The following is a 25090-nucleotide window of genomic DNA, read 5'->3' on the forward strand; positions in this document are numbered from 1 at the left end:
CCGATCCGCACCTCCCGCACCGCCCCGTGCCTCCCGCGCACCGCACCGACCGCACCGCCCAGCCCCCTGGAGACGTCATGACCCCGCACGCCGACCCCGTCGCCCCGGCCGCTCCCTCGGCCGCCTCCGACCCCGCCGAGATCGTCGTCTCGCTCGAGGGCATCACCAAGCGCTTCGGCACGACGACGGCTCTGGACAGCGCGTCGCTCGAGGTCCGGCGCGGCGAGGTCGTCGTGTTGCTCGGCCTCTCCGGCTCGGGCAAGTCGACGCTGCTGCGCCACGTCGACGGCCTCGAGCGGCCGACGTCGGGCACCGTGCACGTGCTCGGCCGCGAGGTCACCGCGCTCTCGGGCCGCGCCCTCCGCGAGCTGCGCAGCGAGGTCGGCTTCATCTTCCAGCAGTTCGAGCTCGTGCCCTCGCTCACGGTGCTCGAGAACGTGCTCACCGGCTCGCTCGCCGCCGTGCGGGGCCCGCGTCTCGGCCTCTGGTCGTACGGACGCGCGGCCCGGGCCGAGGCGCTCGCCCGGCTCGAGCGCGTCGGCCTGCTCGAGCGCGCCTACCAGCGTGCCGACACCCTCTCGGGCGGCCAGCAGCAGCGCGTGGCCATCGCTCGTGCGCTGATGCAGCGGCCCCAGGTGCTGCTGGCCGACGAGCCCGTCGCCTCCCTCGACCCCGAGTCGAGCGACCAGGTGATGGCGCTCATCCGCGAGATCGCCGTCGACGAGGGCCTGACCGTGATCTGCAGCCTGCACCAGGTCGACCTGGCGCTCTCGTGGGCCGACCGCATCGTCGGGCTCCGGCACGGCGCGGTCGTGCTCGACACCGAGACCGAGGGGCTGTCTAAGGCCCAGGTCATGGAGATCTACGGCCGCGTCGCGACCAGCACCGGCCAGCTCGAGGCCATCGAGCTGGAGCTGGCCGGGGCCGGCAGCACCGCAGGCGCCGGCAGCGCCGCAGGCACCGCCGCCGCCGGGGACGCCGTCCGATGACCGCCGTGACCGAGCGCCCGCGCACGACCGACCAGGTCCTGGCGCCCGTCGCCGCGCCTCCTCGTCGCCGGGTCTCGCCCGAGCGCGTCGCCGCCGGCCTCACGATCGTCGCCCTGCTGGGGCTGAGCGTCGTGGCGCTCCGCAGCGTCGAGATCGACCCGGCCCGCATGCTGCAGAGCTGGTCGAACGCCGAGCGCTTCTTCGGCCGGGTCGGGGCGATCGAGTTCCCGCCGCTCGGCGAGCTGCTGCAGCTCACGGCGCTGACGCTCGGCCTCGTGATCTGCGGCACGCTGCTCGCCGCCGTGCTGTCGGTCCCGGTGGCCGTGCTCGCCGCCTCGAACACCACGCCCGGACCCGCCTGGCGTGCCGCCGCCCGCTTCGTCACGGTGCTCGCCCGCGCCGTGCCCGACGTCGTGCTCGCGATGGTGTTCGTGCTGCTCTTCTCGCTCGGCACGCTGCCGGGCATCCTCGCCATCGGCCTGCACTCGGTCGGCATGATCTCGAAGCTGTTCGCCGACGCGATCGAGCAGATCGACGAGGGGCCGCGCACCGCGGTCCGCGCCGCCGGAGGCACCCGCCTGCAGCAGTTCACCGCGGGGGTGCTGCCCCAGGTGCTGCCCTCGTGGGTGGCGACCGTGCTGCACCGCAACGACATCAACCTGCGCGGCAGCGTGATCCTCGGCTACGTCGGCGTGGTCGGCCTCGGCATGGAGATGTCGTTCGCCTTCAAGTCGCTCGACTACGGCCTGGGGCTCGGCTACGCGCTCGTCATCTTCGTGCTCTGCGTCGTCATGGAGATCGTCTCCAGCTCGGTGCGCGCCGCCATGCTCGGCGTCGCGCCGACCGGTCGCGGCCTCGGCGACCGCGTCGTGCGGCGGGCCACGAGGAGGCGCGCGGCCGGGGCGTCCGCCGCGGTCGTCCCCGAGACGGCCGGCCGGGCACCTGCGGGCGTGACGGGCGCGGACGACGCGACCCGCGCCTCCCGCGCTGCCGCGCCTGCTGCGGACGACGCGACCCGTGCCCCCGTCCCCGCCGTCTCGGTCGACACGATGCTCAGCCGCCCCTGGGACCGCACCCGCGTGCGGGACACGTCGTGGGGCGCGATCGCCGTGGCGGTCGTCGTCGCGAGCGTGCTCGTCTGCGACGTCGCCTGGTCCGACCTCGTCACCGTGTGGAGCGGCGTGCCCGCCGTCGCCGTACAGTTCTGGCCGCCTTCGTTCGGCAGCTACGAGACGACGACCATGATCGCCGCGATGGGCGAGACGATCGCGATCGCGCTCGCCGCGACGCTGCTCACCCTGGTCGCCTCCGTCGTGATCGGCTCGCTCGCCGCGCGCAACGTGGCGCCGAGCCGGGGGATGCGCAGCGGCATGCGCCTGCTGCTCGTCGGCATCCGAGGCGTCCCCGAGGTGATCCTCGCCATCGTGCTGATCGTCGTCACCGGCCTCGGCACGCAGGCCGGCACCCTCGCGCTCGCGCTCGGCGGCGTCGGCCTGCTCGGCAAGCTGATCGCCGACTCGTTCGAGGAGGTGTCGGCCGGCCCCGAGCGCGCGCTCTCCGCCACCGGCGCCACCCGGCTGCAGGTCTACGCCGGCGCGACCCTGCCGCAGGGAACCCGTGCGCTCGTGGGCCACACCTTCTACATGCTCGACACGAACATCCGCGCGGCGACGCTGCTCGGCATCGTCGGGGCCGGGGGAGTCGGCTACTACCTGCTCAACGCCAGCCAGGGGTCGAACTACGGCGCCGTGGCCGCGATCGTGCTGATGATCCTCGTCACCGTGCTCGCCGTCGAGGGGCTCGCGATGTGGATGCGGAAGGTGCTGCGATGAGCGCGCGTGCCGAGCTCCACGCGGCGCCTGCGCACGACGTCGTCGTCGTCGGCTCGGGCATCGTCGGCCTGGGGGCGGCGCTCGCCGCCGTCGACCGCGGCCTGTCGGTGCTGGTGGTCGACCGCTCGGCCGTGATCGGCGGCTCGACGATCCGCAACTTCGGCCACCTCTGCCTCACCCCGCAGAGCGGCGAGGCGCGTCGCCACGCGATCGCCGCCCGCGGGCTCTGGCTGAGGCTGGCCCGCGACGCCGGGTTCTGGGCCTCCGAGCGAGGCACGCTGGTCGCCGCCCGGCACCTCGACGAGCTCGCGCTGCTCGACGAGCTCGCCGCCGCGCGCACCGAGCGTCTGCTCGGCGACCGGCCTGAGATCGAGCCGCTCGACGAGCGCGAGCTCCGGGCCCTCGCCCCGGTCTCGCCGGGCGTCACGCTCGGCGGCGCGCTGCTGCCGTACGACCTGCAGGTCGACCCGCGGGAGGCGGCGGATGCGATCCGCAGGCACCTCGAGTCGCGAGGGGTGCGCTTCCTGACCCGCACCTCCGTCGGGTCGGTCCGCAGCGGGCGCGTCGAGACGAGCCGCGGACCGATCGACGCCGGCACCGTGGTCGTCGCGACGAACCACGACCTCGACCAGCTGCTGCCCGACCTCGCCGAGCGCGCCGAGCTGCAGCGCTGCGGACTCGACATGCTCCGCGTGCGGGCCGACCTCGCGCGGCCGCTCGTCGCGCCGCTGCTGACCGGGTGGTCGCTGATCCGCTACAGCGCGTTCGCCGGCACGGTCGCGGCCGACCAGGTGCGGGCGAGGCTGCACGCCGAGCGGCCGGACCTCGCCGCGCTCGACCTCAACCAGATGTACACGCAGCTGCCCGACGGCTCGGTCGTCGTCGGCGACAGCCACCAGAAGGGCGCGGCGATCTCGCCGTTCCAGGACGAGCGCGCCTCCGTGGCGTTCCTCGACGAGTTCCGGGCGCTGTTCGGCGCCGAGCCCGTCGTGACCGAGCGCTGGCAGGGCGTCTACGCCTCGGGCCGCGACGAGTTCGTCGTCGACGAGGTCGAGCCGGGCGTGCTCGTGACCGTCGTCGCCACGGGGATCGGCATGACCACCGGGCTCGGGCTCGCCGAGCACGTCGTCGGCAGCCACCTCGACGGCGGGCGTGACGCGGCGCTCTCGCCCGCCGGCACCTCCGACGCGGCGCTCTCGCTCCCCGCGTCGCCCTCCGACGACTCCGCACCTCTCCCCTCCGTCCTGACAGGAAGCCGCTCATGAGCATCGAGACCACCCCCTCCCGCCCTGCCTCCGCCGCGCCCGCCGTCGAGCTCGTCGTGCTCGACATGGCCGGCACGACCGTCGTCGACGACGGCATCGTCGAGCAGGCCTTCGTCCGCACCGCCGACCGGGTCGACCTCGGCCCGTCGCTGACCCGCGAGGAGGCGCTGCAGCACGTCCGCGACACGATGGGGCAGTCGAAGATCGACGTGTTCCGGCACCTGGCCGGCGGCGACGAGCAGGTCGCGCAGCGCGCCGCCGAGCAGTTCGAGGTCGCCTACGGGGAGCTCGTCGACGAGCTCGGCGTCGACCCGATCGAGGGAGCGGGCGAGCTGATCGACACGCTGCGCGCCTCCGGCGTCGCAGTCGTCCTCACGACCGGCTTCGCCCCCGCGACGCGCGATCGCCTGCTCGACGCCCTCGGCTGGCAGGTCGACGCAGCGCTGTCGCCCGTCGACGCGGGTCGTGGTCGGCCCGCGCCCGACCTCGTGCTCACGGCGCTGCTGCGCACGGGCGCGTCGTCGGTCGCCTCGGTCGTCGTCGTCGGCGACACGGCGAGCGACGTGCTCTCGGGCCGTGCGGCGGGCGCCGGGCTCGTCGTCGGCGTCACGACGGGTGCGCACACCCGCGAGCAGTTGCTCGCCGCGGGCGCCGACGTCGTGCTCGACAGCGTGCGCGAGCTGGCGGGGCTGCCGCAGCTCGCGGTTCTGCTCGCGACCGCGACCGCGACCGCGACCGCGACGGCGACGGCGATCGCGAGCCCGGTCCCGGTCTCGTGACGACCGCCTCCTCGCGTTCGGCACTCACGACGCGCTCGATGCCCTCGACCGGCGAGGAGGCGCAGGCCGCGTCTCCGGGAGCGCCGTCCGGACGCGTCGACCTTCGTCTCGACCCGGCGCCCACGGCGATGGTCTGGACGCAGCCCGGTCGCCCGCACGACGCGGTCGCGGTGCCGAGCGTGCACCTGGCCCCGGGCGACCTGCTGGTCGCCGTGGAGCTCGCCACGATCTGCGGCTCCGACGTGCACACGACCCGCGGCGACCGCGGGGCCCCGGCGCCGCTCGTGCTCGGCCACGAGCAGGTCGGCCGGGTCGTCGCGGTCGGCGCGGGGGCCGTGGCCGTCGACGGGACGCCCCTCGTGCCCGAGCAGCGGGTCGTCTGGTCGCTCACCGTCAGCTGCGGACGCTGCTCGAGCTGCGGGCGGGGCCTGCCCCAGAAGTGCGAGTCGGTGCTCAAGTACGGGCACGAACGGCTCGTCACGGGCTGGGAGCTCAGCGGCGGCTTCGCCACGCACGTCCACGTCCGTGCCGGCACCGCAGTCGTCCCCGTCGCCGACGACCTCGACGCCGCGCTGCTCGCCCCCGTCTCCTGCGGCACGGCGACCGCGAGGGCCGCCCTCGACTCGGCGGCGCAGGTCGTCGACCTCGCCGGGTCGGTGGTGCTCGTGCTCGGCGCGGGGCTCATCGGGCTCACGGCCACGGCCATGGCGACCGACGCCGGGGCCCGCGTCGTCGTCGTCGACCCCGATGCGTCGCGACGTGCGCTCGCCGCCCGCTTCGGGGCCGTCGCCACGGCGTCGCCCACCGTCACGCCCGGATCGGACGACAGCGTCGAGCACGCGCTCCGCACCGCAGGAGGCGCCCCCCTCGTGGCCGTGGAGGCGTCCGGATCACCGCACGCCGTCGCCTCCGCGCTCGCCCTGCTCGGGACCGGCGGGGTCGCCGTGCTCGTCGGCAGCGTGTTCCCCGCGCCGGCCGTGCCGCTCGACGCCGAGAGCGTGGTGCGACGGCTCGTGACGATCCGGGGCGTGCACAACTACGCGCCGCGGCACCTGGTCGCGGCGGCCCGCTTCGTCGAGGAGCGGCACGCGGCCTGGCCGCTCGCCGAGCTCGTGGGCGAGACCGTGGCGCTGGTCGACCTCGACGCCGGCATCACGGCTGCCGCGGCGGGCGGCTCGGTGCGGGTGGGCGTCCGCCCGACCTGACCGGGCTCTCCCTCACGGCCGCACCGCCGCCTCCTCGGGTCACGCGCCGGTCGAGCAGGTGCTCAGGCGCCGATCGCGCGGATGAAGTGGCCGCCCTCGCGGGCGCGGCCCGACGCCGCGACCGTGAAGCGGACGATGTCGCTGCGGTAGCGGTCGTCGGAGGCCTCGAAGGTGCGGCCGTCACGGCCGCGGGTCACGCGGTGCAGCCGCAGGATCGGCGTCCCGAGGTCGACGCCCAGCAGCTCGGCGTCGAGCTCGTCAGCCGCCACCGCGTCGATCTCGTGGTCGATGTCGTCGTAGCCGAACCCCCGCGAGTCGAGGTACTCGGTGATCGAGACCGTGTCGAGGTCGACGTCGAAGAGCACTCGGCCGACCTCCTCGATGAAGGTGAGGCGCTCGAGCATCGTGGGGCGGCCGTCGACGAGTCTCAGCCGCACGACGTCGACGACGAGGTCTCCGGGCTCGATGCCCAGCGCCCTCGCCTTCTCGTCGTCCGCGCGCCGCAGCGACACCTCCTGGGTGCGGGCGCCCGGCTCGCCGCCCACGTCGCGCACCCACTTCGTGAACGGGATCGAGACGTCGACGGGGTGGTGCGCCTTGCGGGCGACGACGCGGGCAGGTCGACCGCGCCGGGTCTCGACGAGGCCCTCGCTGCGCAGCGCCGCGAGGGCGTTGCGGATGGGACCGCGGGAGGTGCGCCACTGCTCCGCGAGCTCGCCCTCGCTGGGCACGTCGTCGCCGACCGCGAGGTCGCCGCTGAGGATGCGGCGACGCAGGTCGTCGGCGATCTGGTCGTACAGGGAGCTGGCCACGCTCGGAGCCTACCGATCGTGGCCGTCGTGCCCCGGCGTGCGCGCCGCCGCCTCACCCGCGCGGCGAGAGCTCGCCGTCGGGCCCGATCAGCGGCGCCGTCGTCGGCAGGTCGCGCTCGCCGAACTCGCGCACGAGGTCGGCTGCCTTCCCCGCGGGGTCCGGGACCGGCCGGCCGTCCGCGAAGTCGAACCGTGCCGACCTCAGCTGCCCCCGCACGAACGACCCGTCCGCGTCGAGCACGACGTCGAGGTGCACGCCGTGGCGCGTCGCCTCCTCCGCCCCGAAGACGCCCCCGCCGCCGAAGTTCCCGAGGCTGTAGGCGATGAGCTTCCCGTCGCGGAACTCGGCCGCGCGCAGGCTGTGCGGCCCGTGCCCGACCACGAGGTCCGCGCCGGCGTCGACGGCGGCGTGCGCGAAGGCCACGGGATCGCCGCGGTCCTCGCCGAACATCTGCTCCGGGCCGGGACGGACCACGTTCGCGTCCGGGCCCTCGGCGCCCATGTGCCCGTGCACGACGACCACGTCGGCGGCCGCCGACGCCGCGGCCACGACCTTCCGCACGTGCCGGAGGTCGGTGACCCGGTTCGTGCCCGCGTAGGGGGCGAAGCCGACGACGGCCACGACCGTGCCGCCGATCCGGGTGCAGACGATCTCGTCGCGCTCGCCGACGGCGGCGATGCCCTGGCCGGCCAGCGCCTCCCTCGTCTCGCGGTACCCGGCCGGGCCGAAGTCGCCGGTGTGGTTGTTCGCCATGTTCATGAGGTCGAAGCCGGCGAGGTGCGCCGCCGTCCCCGGGTCGCTGCGGAACGCCAGGCAGTCGCTGCCGGCGGCGCACTTGTCGAACCCGGTGTCGTCGGCGATCACCTGCTCGAGGTTGCCCGTGACGAGGTCCTCGGTGAACCAGGGGCGCACCTCGTCGAGGTGGCTCGCGCCTCCGTCGGCCGGCACGCGGTGCCCGACGTCGTGCATGAGGACGTCGCCGACGGCGCCGATGCTGACCTGCCCCTCGACGGCGGCCGGCCGCGCGGGCAGGTCGACCGTGCAGCCGGCGAGCTGCTGGGCACGGGTGCCGGCGACGCCGCCGAGCACGAGCAGCAGCACGGCGGCGCCGGCGCGCCAGGGCGCCCGACCTGACCGTCGCGGCGTCCGACCCGAGCGACCCGCCGGCGGGTGCGGGCGGTCGACCTCGGCCGCCCGGGCCGTGCGTCGCCCCGGCAGGTCCCAGAGCCAGCCGAGACCGTCGCGGGCCGCGAGCCGGTCGATCACGAGGCAGATCCCGACGAGCGCCGCCGTCAGCGCCACGGGCAGCGCGGCGGCGGCGACGAGCTTCGCGCCCACCCGCGCCCCCGAGAGCGGCTCGGCGAGCAGGTGGTCGGCGAGGGCCAGGAGGGGCATGTGCAGCAGGTAGATCGGCAGGCTCCGCCGTCCGAGCCGCACCAGCACGGGGCCGACGACCCGGATCCGCGCCAGCCACGGCGACGCCGCGAGGACGGCGCCCGACCCCAGCAGCGACAGGACGAGCCAGGCACCCGGCACCGCCGCGGAGCCGGTGACGCGCACGGCCGCGAACGCTGCGGCGTACACGGCCACCAGCCCGAGGACGACCCGGAGGCGCGCGCCGGGCACGACCCGGCGGAGCCACGGGGCGAGGGAGGCGCCGAGCACGAAGAAGACGAGGTCGCCGAGCAGCTGCCCCCGGTTCGACACCACCTCGACGAGCCCGGACGAGACGACGACGGACAGCGCGGCGGCGGCCGCCACGACGACGACCGGCGGCACACGGCGCAGCGCCTTCGCCACGACGAAGTAGAGCACGAGGGCGTAGAGGTACCAGGTGCTCATCGGGCTGATCGTGACGGCCTCGACGAACTCGGCCACGCTGCGGGGCACGAAGGTCGGGAACTCGGGGAACGCCCACAGGGCGGCCGTGTGGATCAGCGACCACAGCAGGTAGAGCCAGGCGAAGCGCAGCACTCGTGGCCGGAGGACCGCCGACCACGGCCGGGCCAGCGCACCCGCGGCGAACACGCCCGAGACCAGCACGAACGCCGGCATGAGGAACGGCCAGACGGCGTCGACGGCGAGGCCCCAGGCCCCCGGCACCGGCAGGCCGAGCTGCCAGTCGACCTGCAGCGTGCTCTTCAGGACGACGTGCCAGAGCACCACCAGGACGACGAGCAGGCCCTTGAGCGCGTCGGCCCAGCCCTCGCGCGACGCGGGCGACGAGGACGACGCCGGGGCGCTCACGGCCGCGACGCTCACGCGCGACCGCCGGTCAGCGCGGCGTCGACGAGCGCCCCGACGAGCTCGACGTAGCCGAGGCCGACGGCCTCGAACATCCGGGGGACCTGCGACCGCTCGGTGAACCCCGGCGACGTGTTGACCTCGTTGAGCACGACGCCGGCGTCCGTGACGAAGAAGTCGAAGCGGGCGACGCCGTCGCAGCCGAGCGCGTCGTACAGCAGGCGGGCCGTCCGCTCGACCGCGGTGTGCTCGGCGAGCGTGAGGCGGGCCGGCAGCCTGAACTCGGCGCTCCCGTCGTACTTGCTGTCGCGGTCGAAGACCCCGTGCGGGTCGACGCCGATCTCGAGGGTCGACCCGGCGCGCAGCACGCCGCCCGCGTCGCGGAACAGGGCGATGTCGACCTCGCGGCCCTCGACGAACGACTCGACGAGCACCAGCTCGCCGGCGGTCCGGGCGTGGGCCACCGCAGCGGGCAGCTCGGCGAGGTCGGCGACGACCGACACCCCGTCGCTCGACCCGGCGGACGTCGGCTTGACCACGAGCGGCGGCGCGAGCGTGATGCCGTGCGGCCCGTGGCCGCCGCCGCGGCAGACACCGTCGCCGGCGCGCACGAGGACGCCCGGGGCGGTGGCCACGCCGACCGCCTCGGCGACGAGCTTCGTGGCCCACTTGTCGGCGGCGAGGGCGCCTGCCCGCACCGGCGAGCCGACGAAGGGCACCCCGGTCATCACCAGCAGCCCGGCCACGGCGCCGTCCTCGCCGTCGACGCCGTGCAGCACCGGGAAGGCGACGGCGCAGTCCGTCAGCACGGCCACGGCCTGCGCGGGCGTGACGGCGCCCTCGCCCTCGAGGTGCCAGCCGCCCTCGCGGTCGACGGTGAGCGCGACGGCCTCGGCGCCGAGCTCGCGCACCGCGCGCGTGACCGCCGCCGCCGAGGCGAGCGACACCTCGTGCTCGCCGTTCGCACCGCCCCCGATCACGGCGACGCGCGGGCTCTCCCGGTCGGTCGTCACGGTCTTCTGTCCTGTCATGCGAGGGCTCCTGCTTCGTCGGAGGGGAGGGGGATCGAGGGGGCGCGGGGCGCGGAGGAAGGGCGGGGCGCGGGGGAGCGGCCGGGCACGGAGGAGGCGCGGAGCGCGGAGGCGGCGGGAACGGAGGCATCGGTCGTGCGGTGCACCCGCGCGACGCGGCTGCCGATCCGCGTGACGATCTCGTGCGGCACGGTGTCGGCCCAGCGGGCCCAGTCGGCCACCGTGGGCTCGCCGCCCTCTCCCGGGCCGAACAGGACGGCGGGCTCGCCCGGCCGCACGAGGTCGTCCCCCGTGTCGACGACGACCATGTCCATCGAGAAGAGGCCGACCACGGGTCGTCGGCGGCCGCGGACCAGCACCTCGGCGCGGTGCGAGGCCGTCCGGGGCAGCCCGTCGCCGTAGCCGATCGGGAGCAGGGCGAGGTTCGTGCGTCGCGCCAGCACGTGCGCCAGGCCGTACCCGACGCCGGTCCCCGCCGAGGCCCCCCGCGACGACACGACGTGCGACGTGAGCGTCAGGGCCGGACGCAGGGCCGAGGAGGTGCCCGACGGGTCGATCCCGAAGAGCCCCGCCCCGATGCGGTGCAGGTCGAAGCCGGCTCCCGCACCCGTCACGGTGGCCGCCGTCGCGGCGAGGTGGGCGACGGCGGGGGCCAGCCCGCGCCTCCTCGCGGTCCGCAGCGCCGCGTCGAAGGCGAGGCGCTCCCGCTCGTTCTGCTCGTCGCCCGGGCGGTCGGCGCACGACATGTGCCCCATCACCCCGACGACGCGCACCTGGCCGGCGGCCCGCAGCTCCCGGGCGAGGTCGCACAGGCAGCGCCACGCACCGGGCGGACAGCCGTCCCGGGCCATGCCGACGTCGACGTGCAGGTGCACGCGGGCCGGTCGCCCGGCGGAGCGGGCCGCGCGGGCGACCGCGTGCAGCAGCTCGGGTCCGGGGACGGCCAGGTCGACGTCGGCGCGGATCGCGGCCTCGAAGTCGGCGTCCGGCGCGTTGAGCCAGCTGAGGACGGGCACGCGCACGCCCTCGGCGCGGAGGGCCAGCGCCTCCTCGACCGACGTCACGCCGACGGACCGCGCGCCGCTCTCGATCACCGACGCCGCCACCGAGCCGTGGCCGAAGCCGTCGGCCTTGAGCACGGCCATCAGCCGGCCGCCGGTCAGCGCGGCGAAGTGCGCCGTGTTGGCCCGGACGGCGTCGTCGTGCACGCGCAGGGCGGACGCCGCGCTCACGCGCGCGTCCTCGGGTCCTCGGTCGGGTCGCGGTACATCGGCGGGCAGCCGGTCCGCGAGGCACCGTCCCGCAACTCGTAGTGCCAGGTCTCGTTCTCATAGATCTGGCAGAGGTCGTAGGCGGCGCCGTTCCGGGAGAACCAGTCGGTCGCGTCCCACGAGCCGATGTCGACCGCGTCGCCGCTCACGTGCGCGGACGTGGCCGGCGTGGACACCCAGCGCGCCGCCTCCCGGGCCGACCCGTACTGTGCGACCGCGTCCCGCAGCAGCTGCTCCTGGTGGGCCGCGGAGCGCCAGCCGCTGTTGACGACGACGTCCACGCCGTCGGAGGAGGCGGCGGTCGCGGCGCGCTGCAGGGCGTCGAGGAGGCGCGGGTCGAGCCCCGCGACCCCCGGCACGTCGACGTCGAAGGCCGAGGTGCCGTCGGGGACGACCCCACCCGCCTCCCCGGTCGCGTCCTGGTCGCGGGAGGGATCGCCGTCGCCGGCGAGGACCGCGCCGTCGACCGGCCCGCCGGCTCCGCTGTCGCCCGCTCGGCCGCCGAAGCTGCCGCCGTCGGCACTGCCGCTGCCGACCGGGGCGCCGCCGGAGAACGCGACGCCCGCCCAGGCGGCGGCCACGAGCGCGGCCACGAGGAGCACGGCAGCGGCCACCATCAGCGTGAGGTCGCGGGCGCCGAGCCGCCGACGGCGGTGAGCAGATGCGTCGGCGGGTGCGGACGCGTCGGCAGGAGCCGAGAGGGGTGTGCGGGGCGCCGGGATCGGGAGCGGAGCGGTGTCGGACATGGTCCCAGTGCACGGCAGGGGCCGTTGCCGTGACGTTAAGCATTTCCGATACGCGGCGGATACCTCCCTGCTCGTACCATCGAGCGCATGCGCGTGTTGATCCTCGAGGACGAGCCCCTGCTGGCCCAGGCGATCCACGACGGCCTGCGGCTGGAGGCGATCGCCTCCGACGTGGCGGGCGACGGCGACACGGCCCTCGCGCTGCTCGACCTCAACAGCTACGACGTCGCCGTGCTCGACCGCGACGTGCCCGGCCCCTCGGGCGACGAGGTCGCCGAGCGCATCGTCGCCTCGGCCAGCGGCGTCCGCGTGCTCATGCTCACGGCGGCCGACCGGCTGGACGACAAGGCGACCGGCTTCGAGGCCGGCGCCGACGACTACCTCACGAAGCCGTTCGACCTGCGCGAGCTCGTGCTCCGCCTGAGGGCGCTCGACCGGCGGCGCACCCACCACCGCCCGCCGGTCACCGAGCTCGCCGGGCTGCGGATCGACCCGTTCCGACGTGAGGTGCACCGCGACGGGCGCCACGTGGCCCTGACCCGTAAGCAGTTCGCGGTGCTCGAGGTGCTCGTCGGGGCGGGCGGCGGGGTGGTCAGCGCCGAGCAGCTGCTCGAGCGGGCCTGGGACGAGAACGCGGACCCCTTCACGAACGCCGTCCGGATCACGATGTCGGCCCTGCGCAAGCGCCTGGGCGAGCCGTGGGTGATCGCGACGGTGCCGGGCGTCGGCTACCGGATCGACGTCGGAACGGCAGCCGCGCCCGAGGCCCCCGACCGTGCCTAGGCCCCCCGCGGCGCCGAGGCACCGCGGCGTCAGCGTCCGCGTGCGCCTCGCGCTCAGCTACGCGGGCGTCGTCGTCGTCACGGGCCTGCTCCTCCTCGCGGTGGTCTGGTTGTTCCTGCTGCGCTACGTGCCCCGGCGCCCCGACTACAACGGCAGCTTCGTTCCCGGGCGCGGCGACCTCGTCGACGCGTTCCTGCCCCGCGCCGGTCTCGCCCTCGCGGTCCTGCTCGTGCTCGGCCTGGTGGGCGGCTGGCTGCTCGCGGGCCGGGTGCTGGCCCCGCTCGAGCGGCTCGCCGAGGCCGCCCGCCGTGTCGAGGCCGGGTCCCTCTCGCACCGGGTCGACCTCCCCGGCCGCTCGGACGAGTTCCGCGACCTGGCCGACGCCTTCGACGCGATGCTGGCGACGGTGGAGGCGCAGGTCGAGACCCAGCAGCGGTTCGCGGCCAACGCCTCCCACGAGCTCAGGACCCCGCTCGCCGTGACGCGGGCTCTGCTCGACGTCGCGCGGGAGGACCCGTCCCGTGATGCCGCCCTGCTCGTCGAGCGCCTCAGCGCGGTCAACACGCGGGCCGTCGACCTGACCGAGGCGCTGCTGCTGCTGAGCCGGGCCGACCAGCTCCCCGCCGTGCGCGAGGTCGTCGACCTCTCCCTGCTGGCCGAGGAGGCGGTCGAGACGCTGCTGCCGCTGGCCGAGCCTAGGGGGGTCGCCCTCGACGCCTCGGGCGAGGCCGCGGCCACCTCGGGCTCGCCGGCGCTGCTGCTGCAGGTGGTGACGAACCTCGTGCACAACGGGATCGTCCACAACGTCGACGGCGCCGGCGCCGGCGCCGGGCACGGCGACGGCCGCTCGGTCGAGCCGGCCGTGGTGCACGTGCGGACCCGGGTCGACGGCGACCACGTCGAGCTCGTCGTGGACAACACCGGCGAGGAGGTGCCCCGCGACCTGGTGCCGACGCTCACGCAGCCGTTCCAGCGCGGCGCCGCCCGCCTGCACGACGGGGACGGCGGCACGGGCCTCGGCCTCGCGATCGTGGACGCGGTCGTGCGGGCTCACGGCGGACGGCTCGACCTCGCGCCCCGGCCCGGCGGCGGTCTCGTCGTCCGGGTGCGACTCGGGCGCGCATCCGTCGCCCCGAGTCCTTGACCACGGCGCGATGCATCGGCGTCGTCGGCGTGCGGCGTCGTGCGGCGTCGTGCGGCGTGCGGCGTGACGGTCGCCGTCGTCCTCAGCGACCAGCTGGTGTGAGGCGGGCTGAGATGACCGGCGACTGACTCAGAACTCGACGTCGACGCGGAGCCCGCCTGCGCGCCTCGGCACGAGTTCGAGGCGGGCACCGTGGCGGTCGCAGACGGCCTGCACGATCGCCAGGCCGAGTCCGTGCCCCCCGGCGCCGTGCACGCGACGGGCGCCTCGGTGGAACGCCTCGGTCAGGCGGGCGACCTCGTCGGGCTCGAGGACGTCACCGTCGTTGGCGACGCTCAGGAGGCGGCCCCGGAGCACGACCTCGACCCGGCCGCCGGGGCGCCCGTGCCGCAGCGCGTTGTCGACGAGGTTCGTCACGAGGGCGGCGAGCAGCGCGGGGTCTCCCTCGACGACGGCCGGCTCGAGGTCGTCGACCAGCGTGGTGCCGGCCGCGGCGGCCGTCGGCTCAGCCCGGGCGAGCGCGTCGACGACGAGCTCGCGCAGGTCGACGGGGCGGTCGTCGCCCTGGCCGGCGGTGGCGTCCGCCAGGGTGAGCAGCGCCTCCACCGTCCTCAGGCTGCGGGTGTTGGTCTCGCGCAGCCGCGTGCCGAGACGTTCGACGTCGACGCTCTGCGGCTCGGCGAGGGCGACGTCGAGCATCGCCTGGGTCGTCGCCAGCGGGGTCCGGAGCTCGTGGGAGGCGTTCGCGGCGAAGCGCTGCTGCGCCCGGTACGAGCCGTCGAGGCGCTCGAGCATGTCGTCGAAGGCGCTCGCGAGGCGGTGGAACTCGTCGTGGGGACCGGCCAGCGCGAGGCGGTCGTGGTCGAGCGTCGGGCGCCTGCTCGTCTGGCCGAGCTCGGCCTCGCGTGCCGCGTCGGCGAGGTGGTCGAGGGGCCGCAGGAGGCGCCCGGCGAGCACCCAGCTCAGCCAGGCGCCCAGCGCGAGCACGACGACGAAGACCACGAGCGACGTCGTGAGCAGCACGCGGAGCAGGTCGCCCTCGCCGTTGATGGTCAGCGAGTCGGAGATCAGCGTGGTCGCGTCGGGGGTCGCGGGGACGCCGTCGAAGGCCGGGGCCGACGTCGGGGCCGTGACCTCGCTGGGGCGCATGTCGACCGAGGGGCCGACGACGGCGGTGATGGCGTAGCGGGGGAGGTACCGCATGACCACGACGACGCTCGTCACGATCGCGGCGCCGACCACGAAGAGCAGCCCCGTGAAGGTCAGGGTCAGCCTCGCCCGCGCGCTCAGTCGGCGTCGCCGCCAGTAGGTGCCGGTGCCGCGGCGGGTCACCGGGAGAGTCCCGTGCGGCCGACGTCCGAGGCGCCGCCACGAGTGCGGGTCGCCGCGTCGGTGCCCGTGCTCGCGTGCGTGTGCGTGCCCGTCTCCGTGTCCGGCAACAGCCGGTAGCCGACGCCGGGCACGGTGTGGATCATCCACGGCTCGCCCAGCCGCTGACGGAGGTTCGAGATGGTGACGCGGACCGAGTTCGTGAACGGGTCGGCGTTCTCGTCCCAGGCCTTCTCGAGCAGGTGCTCGGCGCTGACGACCCCGCCCTCGGCCGCCAGCAGCACGCCGAGCACCGCGAACTCCTTGCGGGTCAGCCGCACGTGCCGTCCGGAGCGCTCGACCTCGTGCCGGAACGGGTCCCAGTGCAGCGACCCGCAGCGGAGCACCGGAGGCGCCGCCCGGCGAGGGCGTCGCGCCAGCGACCGTAGGCGGGCCACGAGCTCGGGGAACTCCACCGGCTTCGTGAGGTAGTCGTCCGCGCCGAGCTCGAGGCCGCCGACGCGGTCGCGCAGGGCGCCGGCGGCGGTCAGCATCAGCACGGCGGGACCGCCGGGCGTCGCGGCGATCGTGGCGCAGACGTCGTCGCCGTGCACGCCGGGGAGGTCGCGGTCGAGCACGACGGCGTCGTAGTCGACCACGGCCAGGCGCTCGAGGGCGGCCTCGCCGTCGGGCGCGACGTCGACCGACATCGACGCGCGCTCGAGCGTGGTCTGCACGGCCTCGGCCAGCCAGGGCTCGTCCTCGACGACCAGTACGCGCACGGAGTTCCTCTCGGTCGGGCGACGGCAGCGGATGCGCTTCCGGAGGAAGTGTCACATGTGATCTGTCACGTCAGCATAAAGCGGGCTGCTTACGACCTCGCAACGCGCTGGACGGTGGGATCGTCGTCGTCCCTCTCCGAGCGGACCGGGAGCGGCCGCGTGGTCGCCCCGCACCTCCTCCAGCGAAGGAACCGACCATGACCACCTCCTCCCGCACCTCCCGTGCGCTGTTCGCCCTGGCCGCCGTGCCCCTCCTCGTCGTCGCCCTCGCCGCCTGCACCTCGGGCGACGGCGACGCGACGCCGGACGTGAAGAGCGACTCGCAGGTCTCCGCCGACGCACAGAAGTGGGACGTCGCCCACGCGTCGTGCCTGCGCGAGGAGGGCATCGACGTCCCGGACCCGACCGCCGACGGCATGCAGCAGGGCTTCTCCGCCGACATCGACATGGACGTGCTGAACGCGGCCTTCGAGACGTGCCAGGAGAAGGTCACGGACGAGCTCGGCCCGCGGCCCGTGACGGCGCAGGAGAAGAAGGACCAGGAGGAGTACGAGGCGCAGGCCCGCGAGTCCGCCAAGTGCCTGCGGGAGAAGGGCTACGACGTCGCCGACCCGAGCGAGGGCGGCTCGGGCCTCGGCAACGGCGCCGAGGACGTCCCTGCCGACGTCCTCGAGGCCTGCGGCGGAGCAGCGGGCAACGGCTCCACCACGGTGCGGAAGTGACCTCGGTCGAGAACGACGCCGGCACCGCTCCGGGTCGCGGGCGCCGACGCCGCTGGGTGTGGCTGTCCGTCGCCGCCGTCGCGACCGCGGCCGTGGTCGTCACGGGAATCGTGCTCGTCGGCTCGCCGGGCGGGGCCGCCGCCGATGCCGACGGCGAGTCCGGCGCGGGTGCGGCCGCCCCGACGGCCACGGCGGAGGTGACCCGAGGCGACCTCACCGGTGTCACGCAGAAGGCCGGCAAGCTCAGCCTCCTCGGCGGACCGGCGATCGTCGCCGGGCTCGGCGGCACCGTCACGGAGCTGCCTGCCCCCGGGACGGAGCTCACGTCCCGCTCGGTGCTGTACCGGGTGGACAACACGCCCGTGCTCGCCGTCGAGGGGGCGCTGCCCCAGTGGCGCAGCTTCGAGTCCGGGATGGCCGACGGGCCCGACGTCGGGCAGCTCGAGCGCAGCCTCGTCGCCTGGGGCTTCCTCAAGGGCACGGCGAACGACCACTTCGACGCCCGCACGGAGACCGCCGTGAAGGCGTGGCAGAAGGAGCTCGGGCTGCCGCGCACCGGCGCCCTCGAGAAGGGGCGCATCCAGTTCGTCACGGGGACCTTCACCATGGGCGAGGCCGGCGTCGCCGTCGGCGACGAGGTCGGTGCGGGGGCACCGCTCTACCCGACCTCCCGCGGGGACCGCGTCGTCACCGTCGACCTGCCGGTCGGCTCGCCCCTCGCCCGCCTCGACGGGGTCGTCACGATCGACCTGCCGACCGGCGGGTCCGCAGCCGGCCGGGTCACCGGTGTCGGAGCGCCCCGCGACGCCGACGGCAAGACCGTCGTGGCCGTCTCGGTGTCCTTCGACGACCCGGCCGCGGCCGGGGACCTGACGGCTGCCGCCGTGCAGGTCGGGTTCCGGTCGGAGGTCCGCGAGGGCGTCCTGTCCGTGCCGGTCACGGCGCTCGGCGCCGCCAGCGGCGGCGGGTTCGTCGTCGAGGTCGTCGGCGGGGCCTCAGGCTCACGCCTGGTGCCCGTCGAGGTCGGCCTGTTCGCGGGCGACCGGGTCGAGGTCTCGGGCGACGTCTCCGAGGGCGACGAGGTCGTGGTGCCCGCATGAGCACCACGGCAGCTGTGCCGACGCCCGCGGGGGCTGCACCCGACCCGGTCGTCGAGCTCCGCGACGTCGGACGCACCTACGGCCGGCCACCGACCGTCGCGCTCGCCGACGTGTCCGTGACCGTGCAGCGCGGCGAGCTGCTCGCGGTCGTCGGCCCGTCCGGGTCGGGCAAGTCGACCCTGCTCAACGTGCTCGGCACCCTCGACCGGCCGACGACGGGGACCGTCCTCATCGACGGTGTCGACGTCGCGGCCCAGAGCGACCGCGCCCTCTCGGGGCTGCGGGCCCACCGCATCGGCTTCGTGTTCCAGCAGTTCCACCTCAGTGAGGGCGTCTCGGCGGTCGACAACGTCGCCGCGGGGCTCCTCTACTCGGGCGTGCCGCAGCGGTCGCGACGCCAGCGGGCGACGGCGGCACTCGAGCGGGTCGGGCTCGGGCACCGGCTCGACCACGAGCCGAACCAGCTGTCGGGCGGGGAGCGCCAACGCGTCGCGATCGCCCGGGCCGTGGTGCACCGGCCGCCCCTGCTGCTGGCCGACGAGCCCACCGGCAACCTCGACAGCCGCGCCGGCGCCGGCATCGTCGAGCTGCTGCACGAGCTGCACCGGGAGGGGACGTCGATCATCGTCATCACCCACGACGCCGACCTCGCAGCTCGTCTTCCCCGCCGTGTGACCATCCGGGACGGCCACGTGGTGGACGACAGCTCGTCGCCGACTACGCCGGCGCCGGGCCCGGGCACCGTGCCGTCGCCCGCCCCGAGCAGAGGAGCCCTCTCGTGACCGACCCGACCGCATCGCGGCTGCTCCCGGCGGACGTCCTCCGCCTGGGAGCGTCCGGACTCCTCACCCGTCCCACCAGGGCCCTGCTCTCCGCCCTCGGGATCGCCATCGGCATCGCCGCGATGATCGCGGTCGTCGGCATCTCCACCTCGAGCCAGGCTCGGCTCGCAGCGCAGCTCGACACGCTCGGGACCAACCTGCTCGAGGCCAGCCAGGGGCAGGACCTCTTCGGCGAGGCGACGCCCTTGCCCCTGACCACGCTGGGGTCGGCAGCCCGGGTCGACGGTGTCGAGGCGGTCGCGTCGACGGGTGTCGTCGCCGGGGTCGGCGTCTACCGCAGCGCCGCCGTGCCCGAGGGCGAGACGGGCGGGATCACGGTGCGGACCGCCTCCTCGGGGCTGCTCGACGTGCTCGGCACGGACCTCGCCGCCGGCACCTGGTTCACGGACGGGACCGCGTCCTATCCCACCGTGGTGCTCGGATCGGCCGCCGCCGAGGCCCTCGGCGTCAGCGGGCCCGGCCAGCACGTGCTCGTCGGGAAGACCGAGCACCTCGTCATCGGGGTGCTCGAGCCCTCGCCGCTCGCGTCGGACGTCGACCGCTCCGCGCTGATCGGCGAGCGGGACGCCGAGGTGCTCACCGGCGCCGCCGTCCCGCCCTCGGCGGTGTACCTCAGGGTCGACGACGAGCGGGTCGACGAGGTGCGCGAGCTGATCGCGCCGACCATCCGGCCCGACGCGCCCTCCGAGGTGAGCGTGGCGCGCCCCTCCGACGCCCTCGCGGCCAAGCAGGCGGCGGACCAGGCGTTCACCGGGCTGCTCGTGGGGCTGGGGTCGGTGGCCCTGCTCGTCGGGGGGATCGGCGTCGCGAACACGATGGTGATCTCCGTGCTCGAGCGGCGCCGGGAGATCGGGCTGCGTCGCGCGCTCGGGGCCACGAAGGCCCACGTGCGCGACCAGTTCCTCGCCGAGGCGCTGCTGCTGTCGCTGCTGGGCGGGGTCGGGGGGATCGTGCTCGGCCTGGCGGTCACCGCGGTGTTCGCGGCCTCACGGGGGTGGCCGCTCGCCGTGCCGCCGGCCGTGCTCGGCGCCGGCCTCGGAGCGACCCTGGTGATCGGCGCGGTCGCCGGGCTGTGGCCGGCGATCCGCGCCGCGCGCACGCCGCCGACGGAGGCCCTGCAGTCGTGAGCCCGCGCCGTCGTCCCCGGCCTGTGACCTGCCTGCGCGTCCGGACGGCGACGAGCGTCGCGGAGTCTCCTGGTGGAGGTCCGCTCTGGGCGGGCCGACGACGAGAGGACGACGACATGGGTCTCATGGACAGCGCGAAGGACGCGCTCAGCAGCGACAAGGGCGAGAAGGTCACCGACGCGGGGATCGACAAGGCCGAGCAGGCCGCCTCGCAGAAGACCGGCGGCAAGTACGACGACAAGATCGACAAGGCCGGCGACGCCGCCGACGGCAAGGTCGGCCACTGAGCCGACGCCCCTGACGAACGACCCGGTGCCCGGAACGGCGCCGGGTCGTTCGTCGTCGGGCCTCTTCGTCGTCAGGTCGTTCGGCGTCGGGTCTGTCCGCCGTCGGGCCGCCCGTGACACGGGCGACGTCTCACGTGCCCGCAGCCGCGAGCACGAGGCCGCCGGCCGCGGCGACGAGCACGACGGCCCACGGCGGGGTCCGCCACGCCGTCAGCAGCACGAAGCACACGAGCGCGAGGCAGAACGCCCCGGTCGACGTGATCGCCGTCGTCACCGCCGGGTCCCAGAGCGCGGCCGCGAGCAGCCCGACGACCGCGGCCCCCGCGCCCCGCATGACGCCGCGCAGCCAGGCGCGGCCGCGCAGCGCCGCCCAGAACGGCAGCACCCCGACGAGGAGGAGCAGGCCCGGCGCGAAGACCGCCAGCGTCGCGAGCAGGGCGCCGACGGCACCTCCCGGGCCGAGCGTCGTCACGGCGCCGAGGTAGGTGGCGAGGGTGAAGAGCGGGCCGGGCACGGCCTGGGCCGCCGCGTACCCCGTGAGGAACGCCTCCTCGGTCACCCAGCCCGGGTCGACGAGGCCCGCCTGCAGCAGCGGCAGCACCACGTGGCCGCCCCCGAACACGAGGGCCCCTGACCGGTAGAAGACGTCGACCAGTGCGATCGCCTCCGAGCCCGTCGCGCGGGCGAGCAGCGGCAGGCCGCCGAGCAGCGCGCCGAAGGCCACGAGGCAGGCGAGGGCGGCCCTCCGAGGGACGGCGGCGGCCCACGCCGCGGGTGCCTCCGGCGGGGAGGCGTCCGTGCCGCCGGCCGGGTCGCTCGCGCCGCGGAGCAGCCACAGCCCCGCCAGCACCCCGACGGCGATCGCGGAGAGCTGCCCCGCCGAGCCCGGCAGCGCGAGCGCGAGCACGGCGGCGACCACGGCGACGGAGGCGCGGGTCCGGTCGGCAGCCAGCGAGCGGGCCATCCCCGCGACGGCGTGCGCGACGATCGCCACCGCGCCGATCGTGAGGCCCGACACGAGCGCGGCACCCACAAGACCCTCGAGGAATCCGACGCCCGAGGCGACCGCGAGCATGAGGAGGGCCGACGGGAGGGTGAAGGCTGCGAACGCGGCGAGGGCGCCGACCGGGCCGGCGCGCAGCAGGCCGAGGCCGAAGCCGACCTGGCTCGAGGCCGGACCGGGGAGGAACTGCCCCAGCACGACGAGGTCGCCGTAGTCGGCATCGCCGAGCCAGCGCCTGCGCTCGACGAGGTCGGCACGGAAGAAGCCGAGGTGCGCGACCGGGCCGCCGAACGACGTGACGCCGAGCACGGCGAAGGCGCGGAGCACCTCGGCCGCGGTGCCGGGGCGCGGGGGCGCCTCCTGCGGGCTGTCGCCGGTCTGGTCCATCGATCCCATGGTCGCTGATGTCGCGGCCTGCCGCCGCGGCCTGGGATGGACGGACGGTGACCAGGAGGTGACGGTCGGGTGCCGCGACCCGGCCCCTGGGACTTCCGTCACATCCGAGCCGTGGAAGACTCGACGACGTGCGCATCCTCCTCGTCCGACACGGCCAGAGCACCGCCAACGCCGCAGGTGCCGTCTCCAGCGCGGCCCCCGGCCCCGACCTCACCGACCTCGGTCGCGAACAGGCCGAGGCCCTCGCCGGGACGCTGGGCGACGACCGGATCGACGCCGTCTACGCGTCGATCCTCGTCCGTGCCCAGCAGACCGCCTCCCCCCTCGCCGCCCGCCTCGGGCTCGACGTCGTCGTCCGTGACGGACTGCACGAGATCGAGGCCGGCGACCTCGAGGACCGCACCGACGAGGAGGCGCTCCGCGGCTACGTCCTGCCGTTGGTCGCCTGGGCAGGGGGAGACCTCACGGCCTCGGCCCCGGGTGCCCCGGACGGCCACGCGTTCTTCGAGCGGTTCGACGCCGCGATCGCGGACGTCGTCGCGCTGCACGACGACGACGCCACCGTGGTCGTCGTGGGCCACGGCGCCGCCACCCGCGTCTGGCTCGGCGGCCGCGCGCTCAACGTCGACCCCGAGTTCACGACCAGCACCGAGATGGAGAACACGGGCGTCATCGAGGTCACCGGTTCGCCCGAGGCCGGCTGGACGGTCGTGAGCTGGCAGGGTGCGCCCGTCGGCGTCGCCGCCCCGAACGACCCGACCGGCGAGGCGCTCGGCGAGGCGGCCGACGGGGACTGACCGCCTGCGGGTTCGGGTTCGATCTCGGGCCTCGGGTCTGCTCGGGCTACGGGCGCCGGTAGTCGTCGTCCGACACGTGCTCGAGCCACGTCGTGGTCGTCGACGGGTCGTCGGCCGACTCGATCATGGCGAGGTGCTCCATGTAGTCGTCGGGCGTGGCGCCGTGCCAGTGCTCCTCGCCGGGCGGCGTGTAGACCGTCTGGCCCGGCAGCGCCTCGATCACGGTGCCGTCGCGTGAGCCGAGCAGCGCGACGCCCTCGGTGACGTGCAGGGTCTGACCCCTCGCGTGCGAGTGCCAGGCCGTGCGGGCCCCGGGCAGGAACCGCACCTTCACGACCGTCATCCGGTCGCCCTCCTGCTGCGGCGACGCGATCGCGTCGAGCCAGACGTCGCCGGTGAACTGCTCGGACGGGTTCTTGACGGTCGGCTTCTTCGGGACGATCTGCACGGGTGCTCCTCGGTCGTCGGGGGAGCGGCCGACCGGGCGGCGGCCGCTCGCGCCGCCGCGGGGCTGACCGCGAGGCGCACCTCGACGCTACGACGACGTCCCGGCGCGCGGGGTGCCCTGCTGGTGCCCCTGTGGAGGTGCGGCACGTGCGTGGTGCGGGGGAGGGACCACGCCGGTGGCTGGCAGGACGGAAGGAGGCGCGGCGCCCGACGGGCACCGCGCCTCCTTCGCCCCAGGGCCTGGGGCCCGCGTCAGTCGGGCAGCGGCGCCGCGTAGACGCGGAAGTCGCCCTTCTCGGCGTGCATGGTCCACAGGGTGTCGGCGAGCACGTCGGGCTCGTGGGCCGGGTCGCCGCCGCCGATGCCGAGCGGGATGATCAGCTGTCCGACGTGGATGCCCTCGGACGCCAGGGCGCCGTGAAGCAGCTCGGCGTAGGCGCTCTCGCCCGCGAACGCGACCGCCGTGCCGGTGACGCCGTCGCGCGGTCGCACCGCGCTGGCGCCGTTGACGAAGAGGAGCGTGCCCCCGCCGATGCTGCGCATCCCCGGGATCACCTGGTGCGCCGCCGTCGCCGGGCCGTAGATCGAGAACTCGACCGGGCCGACGAGGTCGTCGGCGACGGTCTCGAGCACGGGGCGCATGAACTCCTTGGCGGGGAGGGGGCTGTACTGCAGCACCTCGATCGGGCCGAGGCGGGAGGCGGCCTGCTCGAGCGCGGAGACGAGGGAGGGACGGTCGCGCACGTCGGCGACGAAGCCGGCGGCCGTGTGCCCCTCGGCGGCGAGGGTCGCGGCGAGCTCGTCGACCCTGGCCTGGTCGCGGGCGATCAGCGCGATGCTGAGGCCCTCGCGGGCGAAGCGGCGGGCGACGGCCAGGCCGAGGCCCTGGCCGGCGCCGATGATGGCGAGTGTGGTCATGGCCCGACCCTACGGACGGCGTCGGAGGCGTGACGTGCCCTGCCAGGGAACGTTCGGCGTGCGGCGCAGCGGCACGATGCACCCCGGAGTGGACTAAACACCCCGACACGACGGGGTGCACGGTCCACTCCGGGGTGCATGGCGGCCGCGGCTGACGCGCACAGACCCCTCGAACCCGCGCAGACCCCTCGGCGCGCTCGAGGGTGTGCGCGGGTTCGCGGGGTGCAGACGCGAGCTGCGCGGCCGGGCTGGGTCAGCGGGCGAGCTCGCGCAGCAGCGCCGCCTCCTCGTCGGGGGCGAGGCCGGCACGGCGGGGACGGTCGACCCCGCGCGTCAGCTCGTCGTCACGCACGCGTCGCATCGTCTCGGCTAGGGGGCGCGTCGTGCCGCCGGCGGCACGGAACGCCGCCGTGCCGCGCCGCGCGAAGCCGGACGCCTCGAGCGGCAGCCACAGCGGCAGCGACCGGGGGCCCGCCCACCACCGCACGTCGTGCTCGAGCAGCCAGGCGTCGTCGACCGGCACGAGCTCGGGGTCGGTGCCGGCCGCGAGCCGCGCCTCCTCGAGCACGTCGGCCAGGGGCACCGGCTCTGCGGCAGCGGTGACCGGGCCGAGGAGGCGATCACGGCCCGCCCGCACCACCCACGCCGCGAGGTCGGCCACGTCGATCACCTGCGCCCAGCGTCCCTCGGTCGTGGGCACGAGCACGCGGCCGCCGCGCAGCATCCGCGCGGGCCAGTGGCCGAACCGGTCGCTCGGGTCGCCCGGTCCCACGACGAGCGAGGGCCGGACGACGAGGAGGCGGTCGCCCAGCCGGGCGGCGGAGGTGCGCTCCGCCCAGGCCTTCTGCTGCGCATAGAGGTCGGGAGCAGCGTCGTCGGGGCGCTCGCCGACCGCGACGAGCTCGGCGGACTCGTCGGCGCCGGGCTCGTCGTCGCGGGCGTGGACGCTGACGGACGAGACGAGGGTCCAGTGCCGGGCGCGTGCGGCCAGGGCGTCGAGGGCTCCCTCGACGAGGTCGGGCGGCGTCGCGAGCTCGACGACCTCGTCCCACTCGTGGTCGACGCGGGTCACCGCGTCGTAGGCGCAGGGGCGGGTGCGGTCGGACCGGACCAGCGCTGCTCCGTCGGGGGCGCCTCCTGCGCTGCCTCGGGCGAGGCAGGTGACGTCGGCTCCGTCGGCCACCGCCTGCCGCGCGATCTCGTGGCCGAGCCACCCCGTCCCGCCGAGCACCAGCACTTTGCGCATGCGGACCAGTCTG

At 75.5% G+C, this 25090-nt stretch carries 24 protein-coding genes; 13 read left to right on the forward strand and 11 right to left on the reverse strand.

The genetic code is table 11. The features are described 5' to 3' along the window. Positions 1-77 precede the first annotated feature (77 nt). From phnC to IFT90_RS00810, 5 genes are read left to right on the forward strand one after another with little or no spacing between them, the layout of a single operon-like run. Positions 78-989, forward strand: coding sequence for a phosphonate ABC transporter ATP-binding protein (gene phnC / locus IFT90_RS00790; protein WP_192040585.1), 912 nt, complete (start codon positions 78-80; stop codon positions 987-989). Next, the gene (locus tag IFT90_RS00795) at positions 986-2821 is read left to right on the forward strand and encodes an ABC transporter permease (protein ID WP_192040586.1); all 1836 of its coding nucleotides are present in this window, start codon (positions 986-988) and stop codon (positions 2819-2821) included. The genes phnC and IFT90_RS00795 overlap by 4 nt, the downstream gene beginning before the upstream one ends. After that, a complete protein-coding gene (locus IFT90_RS00800) occupies positions 2818-4086 on the forward strand; it encodes a TIGR03364 family FAD-dependent oxidoreductase (protein ID WP_192040587.1) in 1269 nt (422 codons plus the stop codon). The genes IFT90_RS00795 and IFT90_RS00800 overlap by 4 nt, the downstream gene beginning before the upstream one ends. Beyond that, positions 4083-4865 (forward strand): phosphonatase-like hydrolase, encoded by a 783-nt coding sequence (locus tag IFT90_RS00805; protein ID WP_192040588.1) that lies wholly within the window; start codon positions 4083-4085, stop codon positions 4863-4865. The genes IFT90_RS00800 and IFT90_RS00805 overlap by 4 nt, the downstream gene beginning before the upstream one ends. 38 nt (positions 4866-4903) lie before the next feature. Further along, entirely contained in the window at positions 4904-6070 is a 1167-nt protein-coding gene (locus IFT90_RS00810) for an alcohol dehydrogenase catalytic domain-containing protein (protein ID WP_192040589.1), read from the forward strand. 62 nt (positions 6071-6132) lie between these two features. On the opposite strand, the gene IFT90_RS00815 is transcribed toward IFT90_RS00810, so the two are convergent. The 5 genes from IFT90_RS00815 to IFT90_RS00835 are packed head-to-tail and all read right to left on the reverse strand — an operon-like array spanning position 6133 to position 12175. Next, positions 6133-6882 (reverse strand): GntR family transcriptional regulator, encoded by a 750-nt coding sequence (locus IFT90_RS00815; RefSeq protein ID WP_371741032.1) that lies wholly within the window; start codon positions 6880-6882, stop codon positions 6133-6135. Between the two features lie 52 nt (positions 6883-6934). Next, positions 6935-9130, reverse strand: coding sequence for a CapA family protein (locus tag IFT90_RS17455; protein WP_192040590.1), 2196 nt, complete (start codon positions 9128-9130; stop codon positions 6935-6937). Between the two features lie 11 nt (positions 9131-9141). Beyond that, entirely contained in the window at positions 9142-10158 is a 1017-nt protein-coding gene (locus tag IFT90_RS00825) for an ATP-grasp domain-containing protein (RefSeq protein WP_192040591.1), read from the reverse strand. Then, a complete protein-coding gene (gene alr, locus IFT90_RS00830) occupies positions 10155-11390 on the reverse strand; it encodes an alanine racemase (RefSeq protein WP_371812034.1) in 1236 nt (411 codons plus the stop codon). The genes IFT90_RS00825 and alr overlap by 4 nt, the downstream gene beginning before the upstream one ends. Then, positions 11387-12175: a M15 family metallopeptidase gene (locus tag IFT90_RS00835; RefSeq protein ID WP_244638742.1), complete on the reverse strand. Its 789-nt coding sequence runs from the start codon at positions 12173-12175 to the stop codon at positions 11387-11389. Before IFT90_RS00835 ends, alr begins: the two co-directional genes overlap by 4 nt. Positions 12176-12262: 87 nt before the next feature. Here IFT90_RS00835 and IFT90_RS00840 point away from each other — a divergent pair, with 87 nt between their 5' ends. Together IFT90_RS00840 and IFT90_RS00845 are read left to right on the forward strand one after the other, a co-directional pair. Beyond that, on the forward strand, positions 12263-12958 hold the full coding sequence (locus IFT90_RS00840; RefSeq protein WP_192040592.1) for a response regulator transcription factor: 696 nt from the start codon (positions 12263-12265) through the stop codon (positions 12956-12958). Further along, positions 12951-14102: an ATP-binding protein gene (locus IFT90_RS00845; RefSeq protein ID WP_192040593.1), complete on the forward strand. Its 1152-nt coding sequence runs from the start codon at positions 12951-12953 to the stop codon at positions 14100-14102. The genes IFT90_RS00840 and IFT90_RS00845 overlap by 8 nt, the downstream gene beginning before the upstream one ends. 129 nt (positions 14103-14231) lie before the next feature. Here the strand turns inward: IFT90_RS00845 and IFT90_RS00850 are convergent, their stop codons facing one another. Further along, entirely contained in the window at positions 14232-15434 is a 1203-nt protein-coding gene (locus tag IFT90_RS00850) for a HAMP domain-containing sensor histidine kinase (RefSeq protein ID WP_192040594.1), read from the reverse strand. After that, on the reverse strand, positions 15431-16192 hold the full coding sequence (locus tag IFT90_RS00855) for a response regulator (RefSeq protein ID WP_192040595.1): 762 nt from the start codon (positions 16190-16192) through the stop codon (positions 15431-15433). Before IFT90_RS00855 ends, IFT90_RS00850 begins: the two co-directional genes overlap by 4 nt. A 197-nt stretch (positions 16193-16389) precedes the next feature. On the opposite strand from IFT90_RS00855, the gene IFT90_RS00860 reads away from it, so the two are divergent. From IFT90_RS00860 to IFT90_RS00880, 5 genes are all read left to right on the forward strand, one after another. Beyond that, complete coding sequence (locus IFT90_RS00860; RefSeq protein ID WP_192040596.1) at positions 16390-16914, forward strand: hypothetical protein; 525 nt, start codon at positions 16390-16392, stop codon at positions 16912-16914. Continuing rightward, complete coding sequence (locus tag IFT90_RS17460) at positions 16911-18014, forward strand: peptidoglycan-binding protein (protein ID WP_192040597.1); 1104 nt, start codon at positions 16911-16913, stop codon at positions 18012-18014. Before IFT90_RS00860 ends, IFT90_RS17460 begins: the two co-directional genes overlap by 4 nt. Further along, positions 18011-18796 (forward strand): ABC transporter ATP-binding protein, encoded by a 786-nt coding sequence (locus IFT90_RS00870; RefSeq protein WP_192040598.1) that lies wholly within the window; start codon positions 18011-18013, stop codon positions 18794-18796. Before IFT90_RS17460 ends, IFT90_RS00870 begins: the two co-directional genes overlap by 4 nt. Further along, positions 18793-19983, forward strand: a complete 1191-nt coding sequence (locus tag IFT90_RS00875) for an FtsX-like permease family protein (RefSeq protein WP_192040599.1) — start codon at positions 18793-18795, stop codon at positions 19981-19983. Before IFT90_RS00870 ends, IFT90_RS00875 begins: the two co-directional genes overlap by 4 nt. A 116-nt stretch (positions 19984-20099) precedes the next feature. After that, the gene (locus tag IFT90_RS00880; protein ID WP_192040600.1) at positions 20100-20270 is read left to right on the forward strand and encodes an antitoxin; all 171 of its coding nucleotides are present in this window, start codon (positions 20100-20102) and stop codon (positions 20268-20270) included. Positions 20271-20400: 130 nt separating this feature from the next. Here the strand turns inward: IFT90_RS00880 and chrA are convergent, their stop codons facing one another. Continuing rightward, positions 20401-21660 (reverse strand): chromate efflux transporter, encoded by a 1260-nt coding sequence (gene chrA / locus IFT90_RS00885; protein ID WP_192040601.1) that lies wholly within the window; start codon positions 21658-21660, stop codon positions 20401-20403. Positions 21661-21797: 137 nt separating this feature from the next. Here chrA and IFT90_RS00890 point away from each other — a divergent pair, with 137 nt between their 5' ends. Beyond that, positions 21798-22466, forward strand: a complete 669-nt coding sequence (locus tag IFT90_RS00890) for a histidine phosphatase family protein (protein ID WP_192040602.1) — start codon at positions 21798-21800, stop codon at positions 22464-22466. A 46-nt stretch (positions 22467-22512) separates the two neighbouring features. Here the strand turns inward: IFT90_RS00890 and IFT90_RS00895 are convergent, their stop codons facing one another. The 3 genes from IFT90_RS00895 to IFT90_RS00905 form a co-directional block, all read right to left on the reverse strand. Beyond that, positions 22513-22914, reverse strand: a complete 402-nt coding sequence (locus tag IFT90_RS00895; protein WP_192040603.1) for a cupin domain-containing protein — start codon at positions 22912-22914, stop codon at positions 22513-22515. Positions 22915-23165: 251 nt separating this feature from the next. Then, complete coding sequence (locus IFT90_RS00900; protein WP_192040604.1) at positions 23166-23831, reverse strand: SDR family NAD(P)-dependent oxidoreductase; 666 nt, start codon at positions 23829-23831, stop codon at positions 23166-23168. A gap of 253 nt (positions 23832-24084) precedes the next feature. Next, positions 24085-25077 carry an NAD-dependent epimerase/dehydratase family protein gene (locus IFT90_RS00905; protein WP_192040605.1) on the reverse strand — a complete coding sequence of 331 codons (993 nt, stop codon included), beginning with the start codon at positions 25075-25077 and terminating at the stop codon, positions 24085-24087. Between the last annotated feature and the right edge of the window lie 13 nt (positions 25078-25090).

This window comes from Frigoribacterium sp. CFBP 8766, assembly GCF_014841435.1.
In the GTDB taxonomy this organism is placed as follows: Bacteria; Actinomycetota; Actinomycetes; order Actinomycetales; family Microbacteriaceae; genus Frigoribacterium.